Source organism: Pseudomonas sp. R1-43-08, from assembly GCF_003852255.1.
Lineage (GTDB): Bacteria > Pseudomonadota > Gammaproteobacteria > Pseudomonadales > Pseudomonadaceae > Aquipseudomonas.
The window spans coordinates 2,229,325-2,246,928 of sequence record NZ_CP027734.1 but is presented as its reverse complement, the minus strand read 5'-3'; the positions used below and the strand labels follow the sequence as shown (position 1 = coordinate 2,246,928).

The following is a 17,604-nucleotide window of genomic DNA, read 5'->3' as shown; positions in this document are numbered from 1 at the left end:
AGCGGGAGCAAGCTCCCTCGCCACAACAAGCGGGAGCCTACCGGTGAGGGATTGGTTGAATCGGTCATAGCGCAGTGTCCAGGGCAGCATCGGTACGCACGCCGCGCCAGGCATTGAAGCGGTGGCGCGCGCGGTCAAGATAGAGGTAAACCACCGGAGTGGTGTAAAGGGTCAGGATCTGGCTGAACACCAGGCCGCCGATAATGGTCAGGCCCAGGGGCTGGCGCATTTCCGCGCCGTCGCCGGCGCCGAGCAGCAATGGCAAGGCCCCGAGAATCGCCGCCAGGGTGGTCATCAGGATCGGGCGAAGGCGCAGCAGGCAGGCGCTGCGAATCGACTCCAGCGGGCTCATGCCGTCATGACGCTCAAGCTGCAGCGCCAGGTCGATCATCAGGATCGCGTTTTTCTTCACCACCCCGATCAGCAGGAACAGCCCCAGCAGCGAGATCAGGCTGAACTCCCCGCCCAGCAGGTAGATCGACAGCAACGCGCCAACCCCGGCCGACGGCAAGGTCGACAGAATCGTCAGCGGGTGGATATAGCTTTCATACAGAATGCCCAGCACCAGGTACACCGCCACCAGCGCGCCGAGAATCATGAACGGCTGGCCTTTCTGGGTCGCGGCGAACGCGTCGGCGGTGCCGGCCATCTTGGCGATCACGTCTTCCGGCAGGCCGACCTTGGCAATCGCGCGTTCGATGGCAGCGGTGCCCTGCTCCACCGTGACGCCGGGCGCCATGTCGAACGCGATGTTTTCCGAGGCGAACTGCCCTTCATGGCTGACGCGGTCATCGGCCAGGCTGTTCTCATAATGGGCAATGGTCGACAGCGGCACGCGCGCGCCATCGGCGGTGATCACCTGCACCTGGTTAAGGGTGATCGGGTCCTGGGCATATTTGGGATTGACCTCCATCACCACCTGATACTGGTTGAGGCTGTCGTAGATCGTGGAAATCTGCCGCTGGCTGTAGGCGTTATTCAGCACCGAGGTGACCATGTCCATGTCGATGCCCAGGCGCTTGGCCTGATCGCGGTCGACGATCAGCGTGACCTGGGCCGCGCCGCGTCCTTCGCGGGCGTCGATGGCGGTCAGCTCCGGCAGTTCACGCATGGCGGCCACCACTTTCGGGTACCACTGGCGCAACGCGGCCAGGTCACCGCTTTGCAGGATGTAGGAGTACTGCGCGCTGGTCTGGTCGCGGCTGCCGCCAAACTGCAGGTCCTGGTCGGCCATCAGGAACAGCCGCCCGCCGGGCACCAGCGGTACCTCCTTGCGCAAGCGCTCGATCACCGCCTGGGCCGAGACCTTGCGCTCACCGATGGGTTTGAGGCGCACCAGCATCACCGCATTGTTGATGCCGTTGTTGCCGCCGATAAAGCCAGCCACGCTGAGCACCGCCGGGTCCTTGAGCACGGCCTGGCGAAAAATCTCCATCTTCGGCTGCATCACATTGAACGACAGCCCGTCATCGCCGCGCACAAAACCGATCAACTGGCCGGTGTCCTGCTGGGGCATGAAGGTTTTCGGCACCACCACGTACAGCGCGATGTTCACGCCCACGGTGACCAGCAGGCTGAGCAGGGTCAGGCGTCGATGGCGCAGCACCCAGTCCAGGCTGGTGGCATAGGCGGCGACCATGCGCTCGTTGATGCGGTGGCTCCAGCGCTGCAACCCGGTCATGTGCCCTTTGACATGGGGCTTGAGCCAGCGCGCGCAGAGCATCGGGGTCAGGGTCAGCGACACGATCAGCGAAACGATGATCGCCGCCGACAAGGTGATGGAAAACTCACGAAACAGGTTGGTGACGATCCCGCCCATGAACAGGATGGAGAGAAACACCGCCACCAGCGATACGTTCATCGACAGCAAGGTAAAGCCGACTTCCTCGGCGCCCAGGTAGGCGGCCTTCATCGGCGGCACGCCCTCGTCGATATGCCGGGAAATGTTCTCCAGCACCACAATGGCATCGTCCACCACCAGGCCGGTGGCCAGGATCAGCGCCATCAGCGAGAAGTTGTTCAATGAAAACCCGTACAGGTACATCACCGCAAAAGTGCCCACCAGCGACACCGGCACCGCCAGGGTGGGAATCAACGAGGCGCGGAAGTTGCCCAGGAACAGGTACACCACCAGCACCACCAGGGCCACGGCGATCAGCAGGGTCATTTCGGCTTCGTGCAAGGTGGCGGTGATGACCGGAGAACGGTCCATGGCCAGGTTGAGCTTGACGCTGGACGGCAACACCGCCTGCAACGCCGGCAACTGCGCCTTGATCTGCCGCACCGTCTCGATGATGTTGGCGCCGGACTGGCGGTTGATCACCAGCAGCACCGCCGAATCATTGTTGAAAAAACCGCTGTTGTAACGGTCTTCGACGCCATCGCTGATCTTCGCCACATCGCTCAGGCGCAGCGCCGCGCCATTCTGGTAGCGAATCAGCAGCGGCTCGTAGTCCTTGGCCTTTTCCAACTGGTCGTTGGCCTGGATCTGCCAGTTACGCTCGCTGTCTTCCAGGGAGCCCTTGGGCCGGCGCTGGTTGGCGTTGGCGATGGTATTGCGCACATCGTCCAGGGCCACGCCGTACTGGTCGAGGGCCTTGGGCTCCAGCTCGATGCGCACCGCCGGCAGGGAGCTGCCGCCAATCTGCACTTCGCCCACCCCCGGCACCTGGGACAGGCTCTGGGACAGGATGGTCGAGGCCAGGTCGTACAGCTGGCCCTTCTGCAGCACGTCCGAGGTCAGCGACAGCACCATGATCGGCGCCTGGGACGGGTTGATCTTCTTGTACGTGGGCATGCTGCGCATGCCGCTGGGCAGCAGGTTGCGCGACGCATTGATCGCCGCCTGCACTTCCCGCGCCGCGCCGTTGATATCCCGGTCGGAATCGAAAGCGAGGATCACCCGCGTAGAGCCCTGGCTCGACGAACTGCTCATGGTGGTGATGCCGGCAATCGCGCCGAACGAGCGCTCCAGCGGCGTGGCCACGGTAGACGCCATCACCTCGGGGCTGGCGCCGGGCAAGCTGGCCGACACCACGATCACCGGGAAGTCGATCTGCGGCAACGGCGACACCGGCAGCAGGTTGAAGCTGACGCCGCCGAGCAGCATGATCGCCAGGCTCAGCAGCATCGTGGCTACCGGCCGGCGAATGAACGGTCCGGACAGGTTCATGACTCAACCGGCTCCAGGCTCTGTGGCTCTTTGCGCCAGCGCCGTCCCAACCGATCGAAATACAGGTAGATCACCGGCGTGGTGAACAGCGTCAACACCTGGCTCACCAGCAATCCACCGACCATCACCAGGCCCAGGGGCTGGCGCAGCTCGGCACCGGAACCGGTGGCCAGCATCAACGGCACCGCACCGAACAAGGCGGCCAGGGTGGTCATCAGGATCGGCCGGAAGCGCAGCAGCGCCGCCTGGTAGATGGCGGTCTGCGGGTCCAGGCCCTGGTTGCGCTCGGCGTCGAGGGCGAAGTCGATCATCATGATCGCGTTCTTCTTGACGATACCGATCAGCAAAATGATGCCGATGATCGCGATCATGCCCAGGTCATTGCCACTGAGCAGCAAGGCGAGCAAGGCACCCACCGCCGCCGAGGGCAAGGTCGAGAGAATGGTGATCGGGTGGATATAACTCTCGTAGAGCACGCCGAGCACGATGTACATGGTCACCACCGCCGCCAGGATCAGCAGCAAGGTGCTCGACAGCGAGGCCTCGAATGCCTGGGCCGCACCCTGGAACTGGGTCTGCACGCCGACCGGCATGCCGATGTCCTTCTGGGTCTGGTTGATCAGCTCCACACCTTTGCCCAGCGCAACGCCGGGGGCCAGGTTGAACGACATCATCACCGCCGGGAACTGGCCGATATGGGCAATCGCCAACTGCGCCTGGCGCTGCTCCACATGGGCCAGGCTCGACAGCCGTACCTGGCCGCCGTCGGTGGTCTTCACATGGATCTGGTTGAGCGCGGCCGGGCCCAGGGTTTCGCCCGATTGGGCCTGCAATACCACGCGGTACTGGCTGGCCTGGGTGTAGATGGTGGAAATCTGCCGTTGGCCGAAGGCGTCGTACAGCGCGTCGGTGATGGTCGAGACGCTGACGCCCAGGCGCGAGGCGGCATCGCGGTCGATCACCAGGTACACCTGCAGGCCTTTGTCCTGCAGGTCACTGGCCACGTCGGTAAGTTCCGGCAACTGGCTGAGGGCATGCACCAGTTTGTCGCTCCACAGGGCCAACAGCTCGGCGTCCGGCGAGGACATGCTGAATTGGTACTGGGTGCGGCTGACACGGTCTTCAATGGTCAGGTCCTGCACCGGCTGCATGAACAGGCGGATGCCCACCAGCTTGTCGATTTCCGGTTGCAGGCGCGCGATCACCTGCGTCGCGCTCAAGTCGCGCTGCCCGTGGGCCTTGAGGTTGATCAGCAAGCGGCCGCTGTTGAGCGTGGCGTTATCACCGTCCACGCCAATGTAGGACGACAGGCTTTCAACCGCCGGATCGGCCAGGATGATCTTCGCCAGTTGCTGCTGGCGCTGGCTCATCGCCGCAAAGGAGATCGACTGCGGCGCCTCGGAAATGCCCTGGATCACCCCGGTATCCTGCACCGGGAAAAAGCCCTTGGGCACCACCAGGTACAGCACCACCGTAAGGCCCAGGGTGGCGATGGCCACCAGCAGGGTCAGCGGCTGGTGCCTGAGCACCCACTGCAACTTGCGCCCGTAGGCTTCGATCAGCCAATCGATCCAGGCGCCGCTGGCCTTGTAAAAGCGGCCCTGCTCCGCTTCTTTCGGCTCACGCTTGAGCAAGCGCGCGCACATCATCGGCGTGAGCGTGAGGGACACCACCAGGGAAATCAGGATCGCCACGGCCAGGGTAATGGCGAACTCGCGGAACAGGCGCCCGACCACGTCGGCCATGAACAGCAGCGGGATCAACACGGCGATCAGCGACAGGGTCAGGGAAATCAAGGTGAAGCCGATCTGTTTGGCGCCCTTGAGCGCGGCGGCCATGGGCGTCTCGCCTTCCTCGATGTAGCGGGAGATGTTCTCCAGCATCACGATGGCATCGTCCACCACGAACCCGGTGGCGATGGTCAGGGCCATCAACGTCAGGTTATTGACCGAAAACCCCGCCAGGTACATCACGCCAAAGGTGCCGATCAGCGACAGCGGCACGGCGATGGATGGAATAAGCGTGGCGCTGACTCGGCGCAGGAACAGGAACGTCACCATTACCACCAGGACAATGGCGATCAGCAATTCGTGCTGCACGTCCTTCACCGACGCGCGGATGGTCTGGGTGCGATCGGTGAGCACCGTCACGTCCAGGCCGGCCGGCAGGTTGTCGGTGATGCTCGGCAGCAGCGCCTTGATACGGTCCACCACCTCGATCACGTTGGCGCCCGGCTGGCGCTGGATATTGAGCAGCACGGCCTGGTTTTCATTGGCCCAGGCGGCAAGGCGCTCGTTTTCGGCGCCGTCGACAATTTGCGCCACGTCTTTAAGGCGCAGCGGCGCGCCGTTGCTGTAGGCCAGAATCAGTTCGGCATATTGCTGGGGCGAGACCAACTGGTCGTTGGCGTCGAGCATCGACACCCGGGTGGGGCCGTCGAAATTGCCCTTGGGCTGGTTGACGTTGGACGCGGCAATCAAAGTGCGCACGTCCGACAGGTTCAAGCCGTTGGCCGCCAGGGCCTCGGGGTTGACCTTGATGCGCACGGCCTGGCGCTGGCCACCGGCGATGCTGACCATGCCGACACCGCTGATCTGCGCGATCTTTTGCGCCATGCGCGTGTCGACCAGGTCATTGAGCTTGGGCAGCAGCATGGTCTTGGAGGTGATGGCCAACGTCAGTACCGGGGTATCCGCCGGGTTGACCTTGTTGTACACCGGCGGCGCCGGCAAATCCTTGGGCAGCAGGTTGGTGGCGGCGTTGATCGCGGCCTGTACCTGTTGCTCGGCGACATCCATGTTGATGTCGAGGTTGAAGCGCAGGGTCAGCACCGACGCGCCGCCGGAGCTGGTGGACGCCATCTGGGTCAGGCCGGGCATCTGCCCGAACTGGCGCTCCAGCGGCGCGGTGACTGCGCTGGTCATCACGTCGGGGCTGGCGCCGGGGTACAGCGTCATCACCCGAATCGTCGGGTAGTCCACCTGGGGCAAGGCCGACACCGGCAACAGGCGATAGGCGATGAGGCCGGCCAATACAATGGCCAGCATGCTCAGCGTGGTGGCGACCGGGCGAAGGATGAACAGGCGCGACAGGTTCATGCGCCGACCTTTTGCGCCTTGCCGGCGTCAGTACCGGTCTCCCCTTTTGCCGCGGGCTTGCCTTGCAGGTGTTCGGTCGGGGTGGTCGGCACTTCACTGCTGTCGTTGACCACTTCGATTTCACTGCCGTCCTTGAGACGGTCGGTGCCTTCCATGACCACCCGATCACCTGCCGCGAGGCCTTGCTTGATCACGGTGTTGTCGCCATCGGTATCGCCCACCACCAGCGGCTGGACCTTGACCTTCTTGTCGCCATCGAGCTTGTAGACGAAGGTGCCGTTGTTACCGAACTGGATCGCAGCGGAAGGTGCCAGCACCACGTTGTGCAGGGTGTCGGCCAGCAGATGCACATTGACGAACTGATTGGGGAACAGCGCCTGATCCTTGTTATCGAAGCGCGCCTTGAATTTCAGGGTGCCGGTGGTCACGTCGATCTGGTTGTCCAGGCTTTGCAGCACGCCCACCGCCTGCTTTTTCGCGTCGCCACGGTCCCAGGCTTCCACCGGCAGTTTGTTGCCGGCGTGGTAACGGGCCAGCACGGCTTCCAGGGTATTTTCCGGCAGGGTGAAGGCCACGCTGATTGGCTGGGTCTGGGTGATCACCGCGAGGGCGGTGGTGTCGTTGGCGGCCACCAGGTTGCCGACATCGAGCTGACGCAGGCCGACGCGACCGGCAATCGGCGCGCGGATCTTGGTGAATTCAAGGTTCAGCTTGGCATCGTCGACCGCGCCCTGGTTGGTCTTGACCGTGCCCTGGTACTGCATGACCAGCGCTTCGGCGGTGTCCAGGGTCTGCTTGGCGATGCTGTCCTGGGCATACAGGCCGCGATAACGCTCGACGTCGACCTGGGCGTTTTTCAACTGGGCCTGGTTCTGCAACAACGTGCCCTGGGCCTGGAGCAAGGCGTTCTGGTAGCTGCGCGGGTCAATTTCCGCCAGAAGGTCGCCGGCCTTGACCATCTGCCCTTCTTCAAAGGCGATCTTCACCAGCTCGCCGCCCACCCGGCTGCGCACATTAATGGTGTTGAGCGCCGTCACCGTGCCCAACGCCTTATAGTACACCGGAAAATCCCCCAGCGCCGCCGACGCTACACGCACCGGAATCGGGCCGGTAGCACCGCCGAAACCCGGGCGCGCCATGCCGGTTTTACCGGTGTGCCCGGCCGGAGCGTCCTTATGGGCCGCGCTGCCGGGCCAGAACTTCCAGCACAGGCCGGCGATAACCAGCAGCACGAGCAGGCCGAACAGCCAGCGACGGGAGTTGCGGGGGGAGGATTGCATGGAGTGATCAACCATTGGGCGCGAGAGCTTCTTCTTTGGGAGGCTGAAAGATAAGCACTGGGGTGCGTTTAGAAAAGCACCTTTACCGGCTATTTACCTTGGGCTTACAACTTTTAACTGATGATCTTAGTCCACCGGCTATTTCGCTAAACCGCTGACGCTCAAATAAAAACGGCCTGGACTAGGCCAGGCCGCAATCATGCATCATACGTGTTACTGCCAAACGACAGTCACGCGCAGATACAGTTACTTCAACACAGCCAGGGCGGCGTCGTAGTTTGGCTCTTCAGCGATTTCCTTGACCAATTCGCTGTGCAGCACAATGTCGTTTTCGTCCAGCACCACCACCGCGCGAGCGGTCAGGCCCTTGAGCGGGCCGTCGGCAATCGCCACACCGTAATCAACGGCGAAATCCGAATCGCGGAAGTCCGACAGGTTCTTCACGTTTTCCAGGCCTTCGGAACCGCAGAAACGCGCCTGGGCGAATGGCAGGTCGGTGGAGATGCACAGCACCACGGTGTTTTCCACATCGTTGGCCTGGGCGTTGAACTTGCGCACCGAGGTCGCGCAGGTTGGGGTGTCAACGCTTGGGAAGATGTTCAGCACTTTGCGCTTGCCGGCAAAGGTGGCCAGGGTGGCGTTGGACAGATCGCCGGCGGTCAGGGTGAAGTCTGCAGCTTTGGCGCCGACTTTCGGCAGTTCGCCTTCAACCTGGACCGGGTTGCCTTTGAGGGTAACTTGAGCCATGAACGGAATCCTTATGCTGGGTTTTGGTTAAACGAAATCGAGAGGCCGAAGTTAACCACAAAGTCCGTTGGCTACCTACCGCCAGACACAAATTGTCATGCCATCTGGTTGTGGTTTAATTGCGCGCTTTTCGCCTGCCCTTCAAGGAAATCAAAGCCGATGAATCATCCCGCCACCAAAGTCCTGGTCATCGGTTACGTCTGGCCGGAGCCGCGTTCTTCGGCTGCGGGCGGGCATATGATGCAAATTCTGCAGAGTTTTCTCACACAAGGTTGGGACATCACCTTCAGCAGCCCGGCCACCATCGGCGAGCACAAGGCCGACTTGCCGGCGCTGGGCATCCGTGAATGCGCCATTGAGCTCAATAACAGCAGCTTCGACGACTTCATCCGTGAACTGGCGCCGGACATCGTGCTGTTCGACCGCTTCATGATGGAAGAACAGTTCGGCTGGCGCGTGGAAAAAGGCTGCCCCAACGCCCTGCGCGTGCTGGAAACCTCCGACCTGCAAAGCCTGCGCGACGCCCGGCATGTGCGGCTCAAGGCGGCGCTCAAGGCCGATCCGGAGCGCGATGACTTTACTGCCCTGTTCGCCCCGGATCTGGAGCAAGAATTCCAACGGATGGCCGACACTGACCTGGCCAAACGCGAAATTGCCGCGATCTACCGCTGCGACATCAGCCTGATGATCTCCGACGTGGAAATCCGCCTGCTCACCGAGCAGTTCAAGGTGCCCGCCGCCCTGCTCCACTGGTGCCCGTTGATGATGGAGCCGCCAACCGCAGCTTTTGCGCCGTTCGAAGACCGCGCGCACTTTCTCAGCATCGGCAACTTCCGCCACGCGCCCAACTGGGACGCGGTACTGTGGATGAAGCACAGCCTCTGGCCGCTGATCCGCCAGCAATTACCGGGCGCCCAGTTGCACATCTACGGCGCCTACACCCCGCCCAAGGCCACCGCCCTGCACAACCCGGCACAGGGCTTTCATGTGATGAACTGGGCCGAAGATGCGCTGCAAGTGATGACGGCGGCGCGTATCTGCCTGGCGCCGCTGCGCTTTGGTGCGGGGATCAAGGGCAAACTGGCGGACGCGATGCTGTGCGGCACGCCGACTATCACCACGCCAATCGGTGCCGAAGCCATGGGCGCCGGACAGCCCTGGCCGGGGGCCATCGAGCACAGCGCCACGGCCCTGGCCGCAGCCGCCGTGAGCCTGTACCAGGACCGCGAGCGCTGGGCCCAGGCCCAGGAACACGGCCGCCAACTGCTTGCCCGGCGCTATGACCAGACGGTCCACGGGCCAGCGCTGGTGGCCTGCCTGGAACACTGTCGCAGCCAGCTGGACGCCCATCGACGGGATAATTTCACCGGCAGCATGCTGCGCCACCATGCGCATAAGAGTACGCAGTACATGTCCCAATGGATCGAGGCAAAAAACCGCAGCCTTTAACGCGCGACGCTGGCAGGGTCGCGCGCAACGGGGCATTATCCTACGCGGCACCCACAATAAAGCGACGGCAACATGACCCGAGCAACGCGCATCACCGACCCTTCCTACGAGTTGATGGACGACCATAACGGCCTGTCCATCATCTATCGCCAGCACGGCTTTCCCTGCCCGCTGGTGCGCTGGCACTTCCATAAGGAATACGAGCTGCACCTGATCGTCGCCAGCTCCGGCAAGGTGTTCATTGGCGACTACATCGGCAACTTCTATCCCGAAAGCCTGTTCCTGACGGGCCCCAATTTGCCGCATAACTGGATCAGCCAGGTGGAGGCCGATGAGACAGTCCCCAAGCGCGACATGCTGGTGAACTTTACCGACGAGTTGCTGGAAAACGGCAGTCAGATCTTCACCGAACTCAGAAGCCTGGCGCCGCTGCTCGAACGCGCCCAGTACGGCATCGAATTCCGCTGCAAAACCACCATCGCGCGAGCCATGGATCTGATGCAGCGCATCGAAGACACCCAGGGCATGGCGCGGCTGGGGCACTTCTTTATCTTGCTGGAAGTATTGAGCGCCTGCGAGGACTACCATCTGCTGTCGGGTGCCACTACACCCCAGCTGGCCGATGAGCACAGCATCGACCGCACCAACCGCGCGGTGGATTATATTTTTGCCCACTACGCCCGCGAGCTACCGTTGGAGGAAGTGGCAGACTACCTGGGCATGAAGCCCACCTATTTTTCCCGCGTGTTCAAACAGGCTACCGGGCGCACGTTTATCGAGTTCGTCAACCGGCTGCGCATCAGCAAGTCCTGCGAGTTGCTGGCCGATGGCGACAAGGCGGTGACGGATGTGTGCTTTGAGTCGGGCTTCAATAACATTTCCAACTTCAACCGGCGCTTTCAGCAGCTCAAGGGCATGACCCCATCGCACTATCGGCGCCTGGCCGTACAACGGTTGACCGAGCGTAACCAGGCCTGAGCCTGACGCAACCACTCGTCGCTTCTGTCAACTTTGACAGCTATCCGCTCTGCTGCCAGGGGTGTGTGATTTCCTTGCCCGGTTTCACCACTGTACAAGGAGCGCTCACGATGAAAGAACCAACGTCCTCCAACCTGCCCATTCCCCTGTGTGAATCCCCGCCCCACGAGCCCGCATCGCCCTCCGCCGTCAACCTTGACCCGCCTTATGTCAACGGCGCACTGCGGCCGAATCTGGATGCTGACGTAGGATTGGGCATTCGACAGATCGATCCGTGGCTGATTGTGAATTTTGAAAAATGGTCGAACTTCAACGTCGGTGACACCTATAAATTTTTCGCCGGCAGTACCAACTACGCTTTGGGTGCAGGCGAGGTTTACCTGGAAGATTTGTACAAGGACCGTGTGCAGTTGGTCATTCCCGCATCGCTGGTGCCCGAAGGCACGATTTATCCCTGCTTCGGTGAAGTGATCAGAGTGGGCAGCGCCACGCCCAGCACATCCCCACCTCAGACCTGGTACACCAAAACCTCACGGCCAGGTGGTCGCAGCATCTACCCATGGTTCCACTCGAACCTGGTGATACACCTGCCTGAAGACCTGGAATACACGCCGCTGGACGCCGAGCGTGCCAAGGCAGGAGTGGACTTGACCTGTGACTTTTATCCGTTCTGCACGGTAGGCGACACTATTGAAGTGTGGTGGAACGGTATCGCTGTTTTTCAAAAAATCGATCAGCAACACGTTGATGGCACCAAGCCCATCATCGTGCATGTACCTGAACAAACGATTATTTCAGGGGGCAGCGGCGCAGTCTCCATTCTCTTCCGGGTGTTTGACCGCGTACTCAACTATTCCGGGGAAGACCCGCAGTGGTCGAAGGTGGTCAAGCTGGAAACCGACCTTGAACGCGGCTTGCTTGATCGGCCGCACTTCGTGGTCGGCGGTGAGTCCGTCGACGAGCTGAATCTTGATACCCATGGAGACGAGGTGTTCACCGCGGAAATGGTCGTTCCTCGAACACTACCCGCTACGCCCAATGATACCGCCAGACCTACCCCCGTCGGCGCGCTGATCCATGTAACCCTGACCCAGTTCTACCCGGATGGCTCATCCAGCGTGGTGACGCTGCCTGGTTTTCCTGCACGCATCGGCCTTTCGTCCTCCATCGTGCTGGACAATAAGTACCTTGAAGATGTGATCGATGGCCAACTGCGCATCGAATATACCCTGACAACGGCCAGCGGCGCCTTCCTGCGCGCTTCTCGACGCCTGAGTATTCGCGTGTTCGGCACGAAAAAAATGATGCCCCCGATGCGAATCGAGCAGGACGAGGGCGGCCTGATTGATCCGGAACACCCTTTCATCAGAGCCATTTTCCCGGTCTACAGCCCTTACGCCCCCAGCAACAGCGTGACCTTTCGCATGGAAACACCGCGACCTGGCGGCGGACTGATTGAATACGAAGAAACCGTGAACGCCGGCGCCCCACCGCCACCTGACCGCTTTCGCATCGTACTGCAGGAGGACTTTGCGCCCTTCATTGGCGTGGGGCCGGTCAAGGTCTACTACCTCGTCAATGACCATCAAATGCGCACGCTTGGCCCAGGCGTACAGACGGTGCGCAAGTCCGAAGTGTTGGAAGTCATTTTCGGATCGGTCGTCGCCGAGTTGCCAGCGCCGCAATTGCAGTATGTCGACGTGTTCGACAACCTGGACCCTGCCAGCGTGATCGGAGGTCAGCTCAAGCTGACGTTGCCCGAAACACGCACGTTTCCTGGGGACAAGTTCTTCTGGACATGGCTGGGCGCCAATGCCAGCGGAACCACTGGAGGGGAAGTCGAACTCTATTCCGATACGGCAGGCAAGCCGGTAGTGGTCCTGGTGGACGAAGCGTTCGTCATTGCCAATGACAATAAGGAAATCCGCCTGAGCTACGCCTTGGCACCCAAGGACGGCAGCCGACGCCGTTATTCGGAGCGCCGGACCATTACCGTGGGCCAGGCGCTGACCCTCAAGCGTCCCGAGGTCGTGCAGGCCTCGCGCTATCCCGACCAGTTGGCGGCGGTGGCCGCGACAAAGGGCGCGACTGTCGTCGTCGAGTACCCGCAGATGCTGCCTTCCCATCAGGTTCGCTGTTGCTGGACCGGCATTGCGGACATCGGCACTTACTGCGAGACCCAATACGGCAGCTCTTCGAAAGTGCTGCACTTTGATATCGACCCGGAGGTGGTGGGCGCCAACATCCAGGCCCAGGGACACGTCATCCACGTGCAGTACTTCGTCATGCGGGGCGAGCACGAGTCCCCTTCGCCTGTGCTGGCCCTGGAGTTGTTGCCACCGCCGCTGCCTGAACCCTACATAGAAGGCCACTCCTATGATGGCGTGCTGAATATCGGCACATTGAACGGTACCGAACGCGCGATTGAAGAACGCTGGCACTTCAGTCATCGGTTCCAGCGAATGTGGTTCGAGATGTCCGGCACCTACGCTGACGGTTATCCCTTCGACCACACCTTTTACACGGCAGACCTGGTGACACAGGACGGCGAATTGAACGGTATTCGTCCACCGGCGCCGGTCGCTGAATTGCGCAAGCTCAAGGACGGCTCCCCACTGACCATGCGCTTCGGGGTAACGTTCGACCGCAGCGCCGAGCGGGCCAATGCGGTCTGGTTCAAGGAGCGGCGCTATACCATTCAGGCCTTGCCCGCGCAGTTCCCGGTGCCGACGCTGATCGAGGCAACCGGCTCCGGCACACTGGTCACCCTGGCGCCCTTGAACGCACAGTACGGGGCGCATGTGCAGGTGTCCACCAGCCCGATGTATACCAGCGACGTCATCTTCGTGGAGGTCGTGGGTAAAACCGCTGCAGGCTCGGCAGTGATCGGGCCGAAGTATGGCGAAACCGATGGCACCGTCATCGTCGACGTGCCCGCTTCAGTGATCGCCGCGAATATCGGCAACACGCCTACGCAGTTCACGATCAGGTATACGGTGACACGAGGCGGGCAAACCCGGCCCTCGGTACCGCTCACGGTCAATCTTGAAAGCCTGCCGCTGAGCGAACTGAGAAAAACCGTGATTCGTATCGATCAAGCATCCGCCAGCGGCGTGATCGATGTGGACGCCCTGCCCGGCAACGCCACCGCAAGGGTGACGACCTTCCCATTCATTGCCCCACACCTGCCCGTATGGCTGTATTTGTACGGTTTCAGAGCCGACGGTACGCCGCATAACCTGACCCTGATGAATGGTTCGAACAAGGCCGAGGTCGACTCGGCCTGGATCAGCCAGGGTTATCACCTGGAAACCGTATTGATCAACTACCTGCGAGACCTTGGCAATCGCAGCCAGCTGACCCTGCAATTCAAAGCGGCGCTCAATGGCGTAAGGGATGAATTGCAAGCGATTGAATTTCCACCCACCCGTTACACGCTGCAGAGCGTGATGATCAAGGAGTGCACGACGTTCAATGACAATTACATGAACTACTGGCTCAGTGAATGGCCGGACGCAGGCATTCGCCGCGAGTCGAATGGCAACTATTTCTGGCAGTCGACACCGACTACCGGCAGGGGCGTCAGTCTGTACAAAGTGCTGACGCCCGCCGCCGAGGGCTACTACCGCGTCAGCTTCCGCTACAGGATCAGCAAGTTTGCCGCGATTGGGGGGCCGACCTTTGTCGAGATTCATCTGGGCACGTTGAAATGGACGCAAAACGTGCCCACGTTGAATACCTGGCTCAGCGTCAATGTGCCGCTCGGTTATTTGCCCGGCAAACCGTTCGAGGCCTCCGTTTCGGTCAGAAACCCGACCACCGGCGGGGTGTATGACATCGATGATATCTGTATCACACAGACGCCGTATCCGACCGTGATGTAGAGGTAAAAAAAGGGATCGGTACCTGGGTACCGATCCCTTTTCAATGGCTTGCTGCGGCTTGAAAATGTTGGGGACAGGCAGTCCCGTCAGGGTCTCACACAGGCACGCACGGACTCATCGAACTCCAACCCGGTCGGGCAGTTGTAGGGGTATTGAATCCACCGACTAATGCTGCTGTTCCAGAAACACCGATGGAATCCACCTACCACATTGGTGCTTTTAAAATAGCCTTCTTTCGTACATACCGGTTCTCGTGATGCCAACGGCGATTCGGTGCTACAAGCGCTGATAAAACCTGCAATCATCAAGACTAATAGCGCTTTATTGCTTTTGAGGTTTACACGAAAAGGATTCATAAACATCTCCAAGTTGGTGTATGCCACGCCATTAACTCCCCGTTGTTTTTCTGCGTCTACTGTCAGAATTAACAGGTGACCGCGCCATGACGCTGCGCTACCGCTGTGCCCGTGCAGTGCAAAAAAGTATCAGTCTCAGTGCTCCCAAGGATTTGTCACCGGCGCATTTGAGGGCTGTAATCAACGCACACTCTTCCTGACTCCCTGTGGGAAGACACAACAACAATAACCGTCCTTCTGTAGCCCCTGGGCGCGGAAATGGAGTGCGCGATGAAGTTCACAGCAAAAGCTCTGCTTGTCTCAACCTGCATGATGACCTGCATGACCCTCAGCGCCGTCAGCCTCGGCGCGCAAACCCTGACCATTGCCACCGTCAACAACAGCGACATGATCCGCATGCAGAAGCTCTCGAAAACCTTCGAGGCCGAGCATCCGGAGATCAAGCTGAACTGGGTGGTGCTCGAAGAAAACGTGCTGCGCCAGCGCCTGACCACCGACATTGCCACCCAGGGCGGCCAGTTCGACGTGTTGACCATCGGCATGTACGAAGCCGCACTCTGGGGCGCCAAGGGCTGGCTGGAGCCGATGAAGGACCTGCCGGCTTCCTACGACCTCGATGATGTGTTCCCTTCGGTACGCGACGGCCTGTCGGTCAAAGGCTCGCTGTACGCCCTGCCGTTCTATGCCGAAAGCTCGATCACCTATTACCGCACCGACCTGTTCAAGGACGCCGGGCTGAGCATGCCCGAGCATCCGACCTGGAGCCAGATCGGTGAATACGCGGCCAAGCTCACCGACAAATCCAAAGAGCAATACGGCCTGTGCCTGCGCGGTAAAGCCGGCTGGGGTGAAAACATGGCGCTGATCACCACCCTGGCCAACGGCTACGGCGCACGCTGGTTCGACGAGAAGTGGCAGCCCGAATTCAACGGCCCGGAGTGGAAAGACGCGCTGAACTTCTACGTCGACAACATGAAGAAATCCGGCCCGCCGGGTGCGTCCAGCAACGGCTTCAACGAAAACCTGGCGCTGTTCAACAGCGGCAAGTGCGCGATCTGGGTGGACGCCAGCGTGGCCGGCTCGTTCGTCACCGACAAGAGCCAGAGCAAAGTGGCCGAGCATGTCGGCTTCACCTTCGCTCCACACGAGAAGACCGACAAGGGCACCTCGTGGCTGTACTCCTGGAGCCTGGCGATCCCCACCAGCTCCAAGGCCAAGGACGCCGCCAAGGTGTTCACCACCTGGGCCACCTCCAAGGAATATGGCGCATTGGTCGCCAAGACCGACGGCGTCGCCAACGTACCGCCAGGCACCCGTCAATCCACCTACAGCGACGCGTACATGAAGGCCGCGCCGTTCGCCAAGGTGACCCTGGAATCGCTGAAAGTCGCGGACCCGACCAAACCCACCGAAAAACCGGTGCCATATATCGGTATTCAGTTGGTGACCATTCCTGAATTCCAGGCGATTGGTACCCAGGTCGGCAAGTTCTTCTCCGGCGCGCTGACCGGCCAGCAGACGGTCGATGCCGCACTGACGGCCGCGCAGACCACCACCGAGCGGGAAATGAAGCGGGCCGGTTACCCCAAATAACCCCCGATCCTGTAGGAGCGAGGCGGGCGGCTAGCCCTTGCTCGCGAAAAAGGTACATCCGACGCCGCAATGCGCCTGGAATACCTTCGCGAGCAAGCTCGCTCCTACAGGGGTTTTGCGCACCTGTCCCTAACCGGTCTTGATTACCATGAATACATCACCCAAAAACCGCCTGGCCAACCCCGGCTGGTTCCTCGTCAGCCCCTCGGTGGCCTTGCTGCTGCTGTGGATGATCGTGCCCCTGGGCATGACCCTGTACTTTTCGCTGATCCGTTACAACCTGCTCTACCCCGGCGAAAACCAATTCGTAGGGCTGGAGAACTTCACTTACTTCGTCACCGACTCGGGCTTCCTGCCCGGCGCCACCAACACGCTGTTGCTGGTGGGCAGCGTGCTGCTGATCAGCGTGGTGTTCGGCGTGCTGATCAGTGCGCTGCTGGAGGCCAGCGAGTTCTTCGGTCGCGGCCTGGTGCGGGTGTTGTTGATTTCGCCGTTCTTCATCATGCCCACCGTCGGCGCGTTGATCTGGAAGAACCTGATTTTTCACCCGGTGTCGGGGATTCTCGCTGCGGTGTGGAAGTTCTTTGGCGCCGAGCCGGTGGACTGGCTGGCGCACTACCCGCTGCTGTCGATCATCATCATTGTGTCGTGGCAGTGGCTGCCCTTCGCCATCCTGCTGCTGATGACCGCCATGCAGTCCCTCGACCAGGAACAAAAGGAAGCCGCGCGCCTGGACGGAGCCGGCGCCATCGCGATTTTCTGGCACCTGACCCTGCCGCACCTGGCCCGTCCGATTGCCGTGGTGGTGATGATCGAAACCATCTTCCTGCTCTCGGTGTTCGCCGAAATCTTCACCACCACCAACGGCGGCCCCGGCTACGCCTCGACCAACCTCGCCTACCTGATCTACAACCAGGCGCTGGTGCAGTTCGACGTGGGCATGGCCTCGGCCGGCGGTTTGATCGCCGTGGTCATCGCCAATATCGCGGCGATCATCCTGGTGCGGATGATCGGCAAAAACCTGACTGACAAGCCTTGAGGGCCGCG

Annotated in this window: 10 protein-coding genes; 5 read left to right on the top strand and 5 right to left on the bottom strand. The window is 61.0% G+C overall.

Translation table 11 applies throughout. The features are described from left to right. Window positions 1-64: 64 nt before the first annotated feature. The 4 genes from C4J87_RS10325 to tpx all read right to left on the bottom strand — a co-directional run bounded on the left by C4J87_RS10325 (window position 65) and on the right by tpx (window position 8,297). Window positions 65-3,172 carry an efflux RND transporter permease subunit gene (locus tag C4J87_RS10325; RefSeq protein WP_124366680.1) on the bottom strand — a complete coding sequence of 1,036 codons (3,108 nt, stop codon included), beginning with the start codon at window positions 3,170-3,172 and terminating at the stop codon, window positions 65-67. Continuing rightward, window positions 3,169-6,270 carry an MdtB/MuxB family multidrug efflux RND transporter permease subunit gene (locus C4J87_RS10320; protein ID WP_124366679.1) on the bottom strand — a complete coding sequence of 1,034 codons (3,102 nt, stop codon included), beginning with the start codon at window positions 6,268-6,270 and terminating at the stop codon, window positions 3,169-3,171. The genes C4J87_RS10325 and C4J87_RS10320 overlap by 4 nt, the downstream gene beginning before the upstream one ends. Next, complete coding sequence (locus tag C4J87_RS10315; RefSeq protein WP_124366678.1) at window positions 6,267-7,565, bottom strand: MdtA/MuxA family multidrug efflux RND transporter periplasmic adaptor subunit; 1,299 nt, start codon at window positions 7,563-7,565, stop codon at window positions 6,267-6,269. The genes C4J87_RS10320 and C4J87_RS10315 overlap by 4 nt, the downstream gene beginning before the upstream one ends. A 231-nt stretch (window positions 7,566-7,796) precedes the next feature. Beyond that, window positions 7,797-8,297: a thiol peroxidase gene (tpx, locus tag C4J87_RS10310; RefSeq protein WP_124366677.1), complete on the bottom strand. Its 501-nt coding sequence runs from the start codon at window positions 8,295-8,297 to the stop codon at window positions 7,797-7,799. Between the two features lie 159 nt (window positions 8,298-8,456). Between tpx and C4J87_RS10305 the strand changes: the two genes are divergently transcribed. From C4J87_RS10305 to C4J87_RS10295, 3 genes are all read left to right on the top strand, one after another. Continuing rightward, window positions 8,457-9,746, top strand: coding sequence for a glycosyltransferase (locus tag C4J87_RS10305; protein WP_124366676.1), 1,290 nt, complete (start codon window positions 8,457-8,459; stop codon window positions 9,744-9,746). A 72-nt stretch (window positions 9,747-9,818) separates the two neighbouring features. Continuing rightward, entirely contained in the window at window positions 9,819-10,724 is a 906-nt protein-coding gene (locus C4J87_RS10300) for an AraC family transcriptional regulator (RefSeq protein ID WP_124362431.1), read from the top strand. 110 nt (window positions 10,725-10,834) lie between these two features. Beyond that, on the top strand, window positions 10,835-14,608 hold the full coding sequence (locus C4J87_RS10295; RefSeq protein ID WP_124366675.1) for a hypothetical protein: 3,774 nt from the start codon (window positions 10,835-10,837) through the stop codon (window positions 14,606-14,608). An 86-nt stretch (window positions 14,609-14,694) separates the two neighbouring features. Here the strand turns inward: C4J87_RS10295 and C4J87_RS26635 are convergent, their stop codons facing one another. Next, entirely contained in the window at window positions 14,695-14,913 is a 219-nt protein-coding gene (locus C4J87_RS26635; RefSeq protein WP_372238442.1) for a chitin-binding domain-containing protein, read from the bottom strand. Between the two features lie 360 nt (window positions 14,914-15,273). Between C4J87_RS26635 and C4J87_RS10290 the strand changes: the two genes are divergently transcribed. Further along, the gene (locus tag C4J87_RS10290; RefSeq protein ID WP_372238441.1) at window positions 15,274-16,557 is read left to right on the top strand and encodes a sugar ABC transporter substrate-binding protein; all 1,284 of its coding nucleotides are present in this window, start codon (window positions 15,274-15,276) and stop codon (window positions 16,555-16,557) included. A 148-nt stretch (window positions 16,558-16,705) separates the two neighbouring features. Then, entirely contained in the window at window positions 16,706-17,596 is an 891-nt protein-coding gene (locus tag C4J87_RS10285; RefSeq protein ID WP_124366673.1) for a carbohydrate ABC transporter permease, read from the top strand. Window positions 17,597-17,604: the final 8 nt, after the last annotated feature.

Excerpts from the sequence above, each read along its gene's own strand:
- C4J87_RS10325 (WP_124366680.1), bottom strand. The coding sequence starts at position 3,172 with ATGAACCTGTCCGGACCGTTCATTCGCCGGCCGGTAGCCACGATGCTG.
- C4J87_RS10320 (WP_124366679.1), bottom strand. The coding sequence starts at position 6,270 with ATGAACCTGTCGCGCCTGTTCATCCTTCGCCCGGTCGCCACCACGCTG.
- C4J87_RS10315 (WP_124366678.1), bottom strand. The coding sequence starts at position 7,565 with ATGGTTGATCACTCCATGCAATCCTCCCCCCGCAACTCCCGTCGCTGG.
- tpx (WP_124366677.1), bottom strand. The coding sequence starts at position 8,297 with ATGGCTCAAGTTACCCTCAAAGGCAACCCGGTCCAGGTTGAAGGCGAA.
- C4J87_RS10305 (WP_124366676.1), top strand. The coding sequence starts at position 8,457 with ATGAATCATCCCGCCACCAAAGTCCTGGTCATCGGTTACGTCTGGCCG.
- C4J87_RS10300 (WP_124362431.1), top strand. The coding sequence starts at position 9,819 with ATGACCCGAGCAACGCGCATCACCGACCCTTCCTACGAGTTGATGGAC.
- C4J87_RS10295 (WP_124366675.1), top strand. The coding sequence starts at position 10,835 with ATGAAAGAACCAACGTCCTCCAACCTGCCCATTCCCCTGTGTGAATCC.
- C4J87_RS26635 (WP_372238442.1), bottom strand. The coding sequence starts at position 14,913 with ATGATTGCAGGTTTTATCAGCGCTTGTAGCACCGAATCGCCGTTGGCA.
- C4J87_RS10290 (WP_372238441.1), top strand. The coding sequence starts at position 15,274 with ATGATGACCTGCATGACCCTCAGCGCCGTCAGCCTCGGCGCGCAAACC.
- C4J87_RS10285 (WP_124366673.1), top strand. The coding sequence starts at position 16,706 with ATGAATACATCACCCAAAAACCGCCTGGCCAACCCCGGCTGGTTCCTC.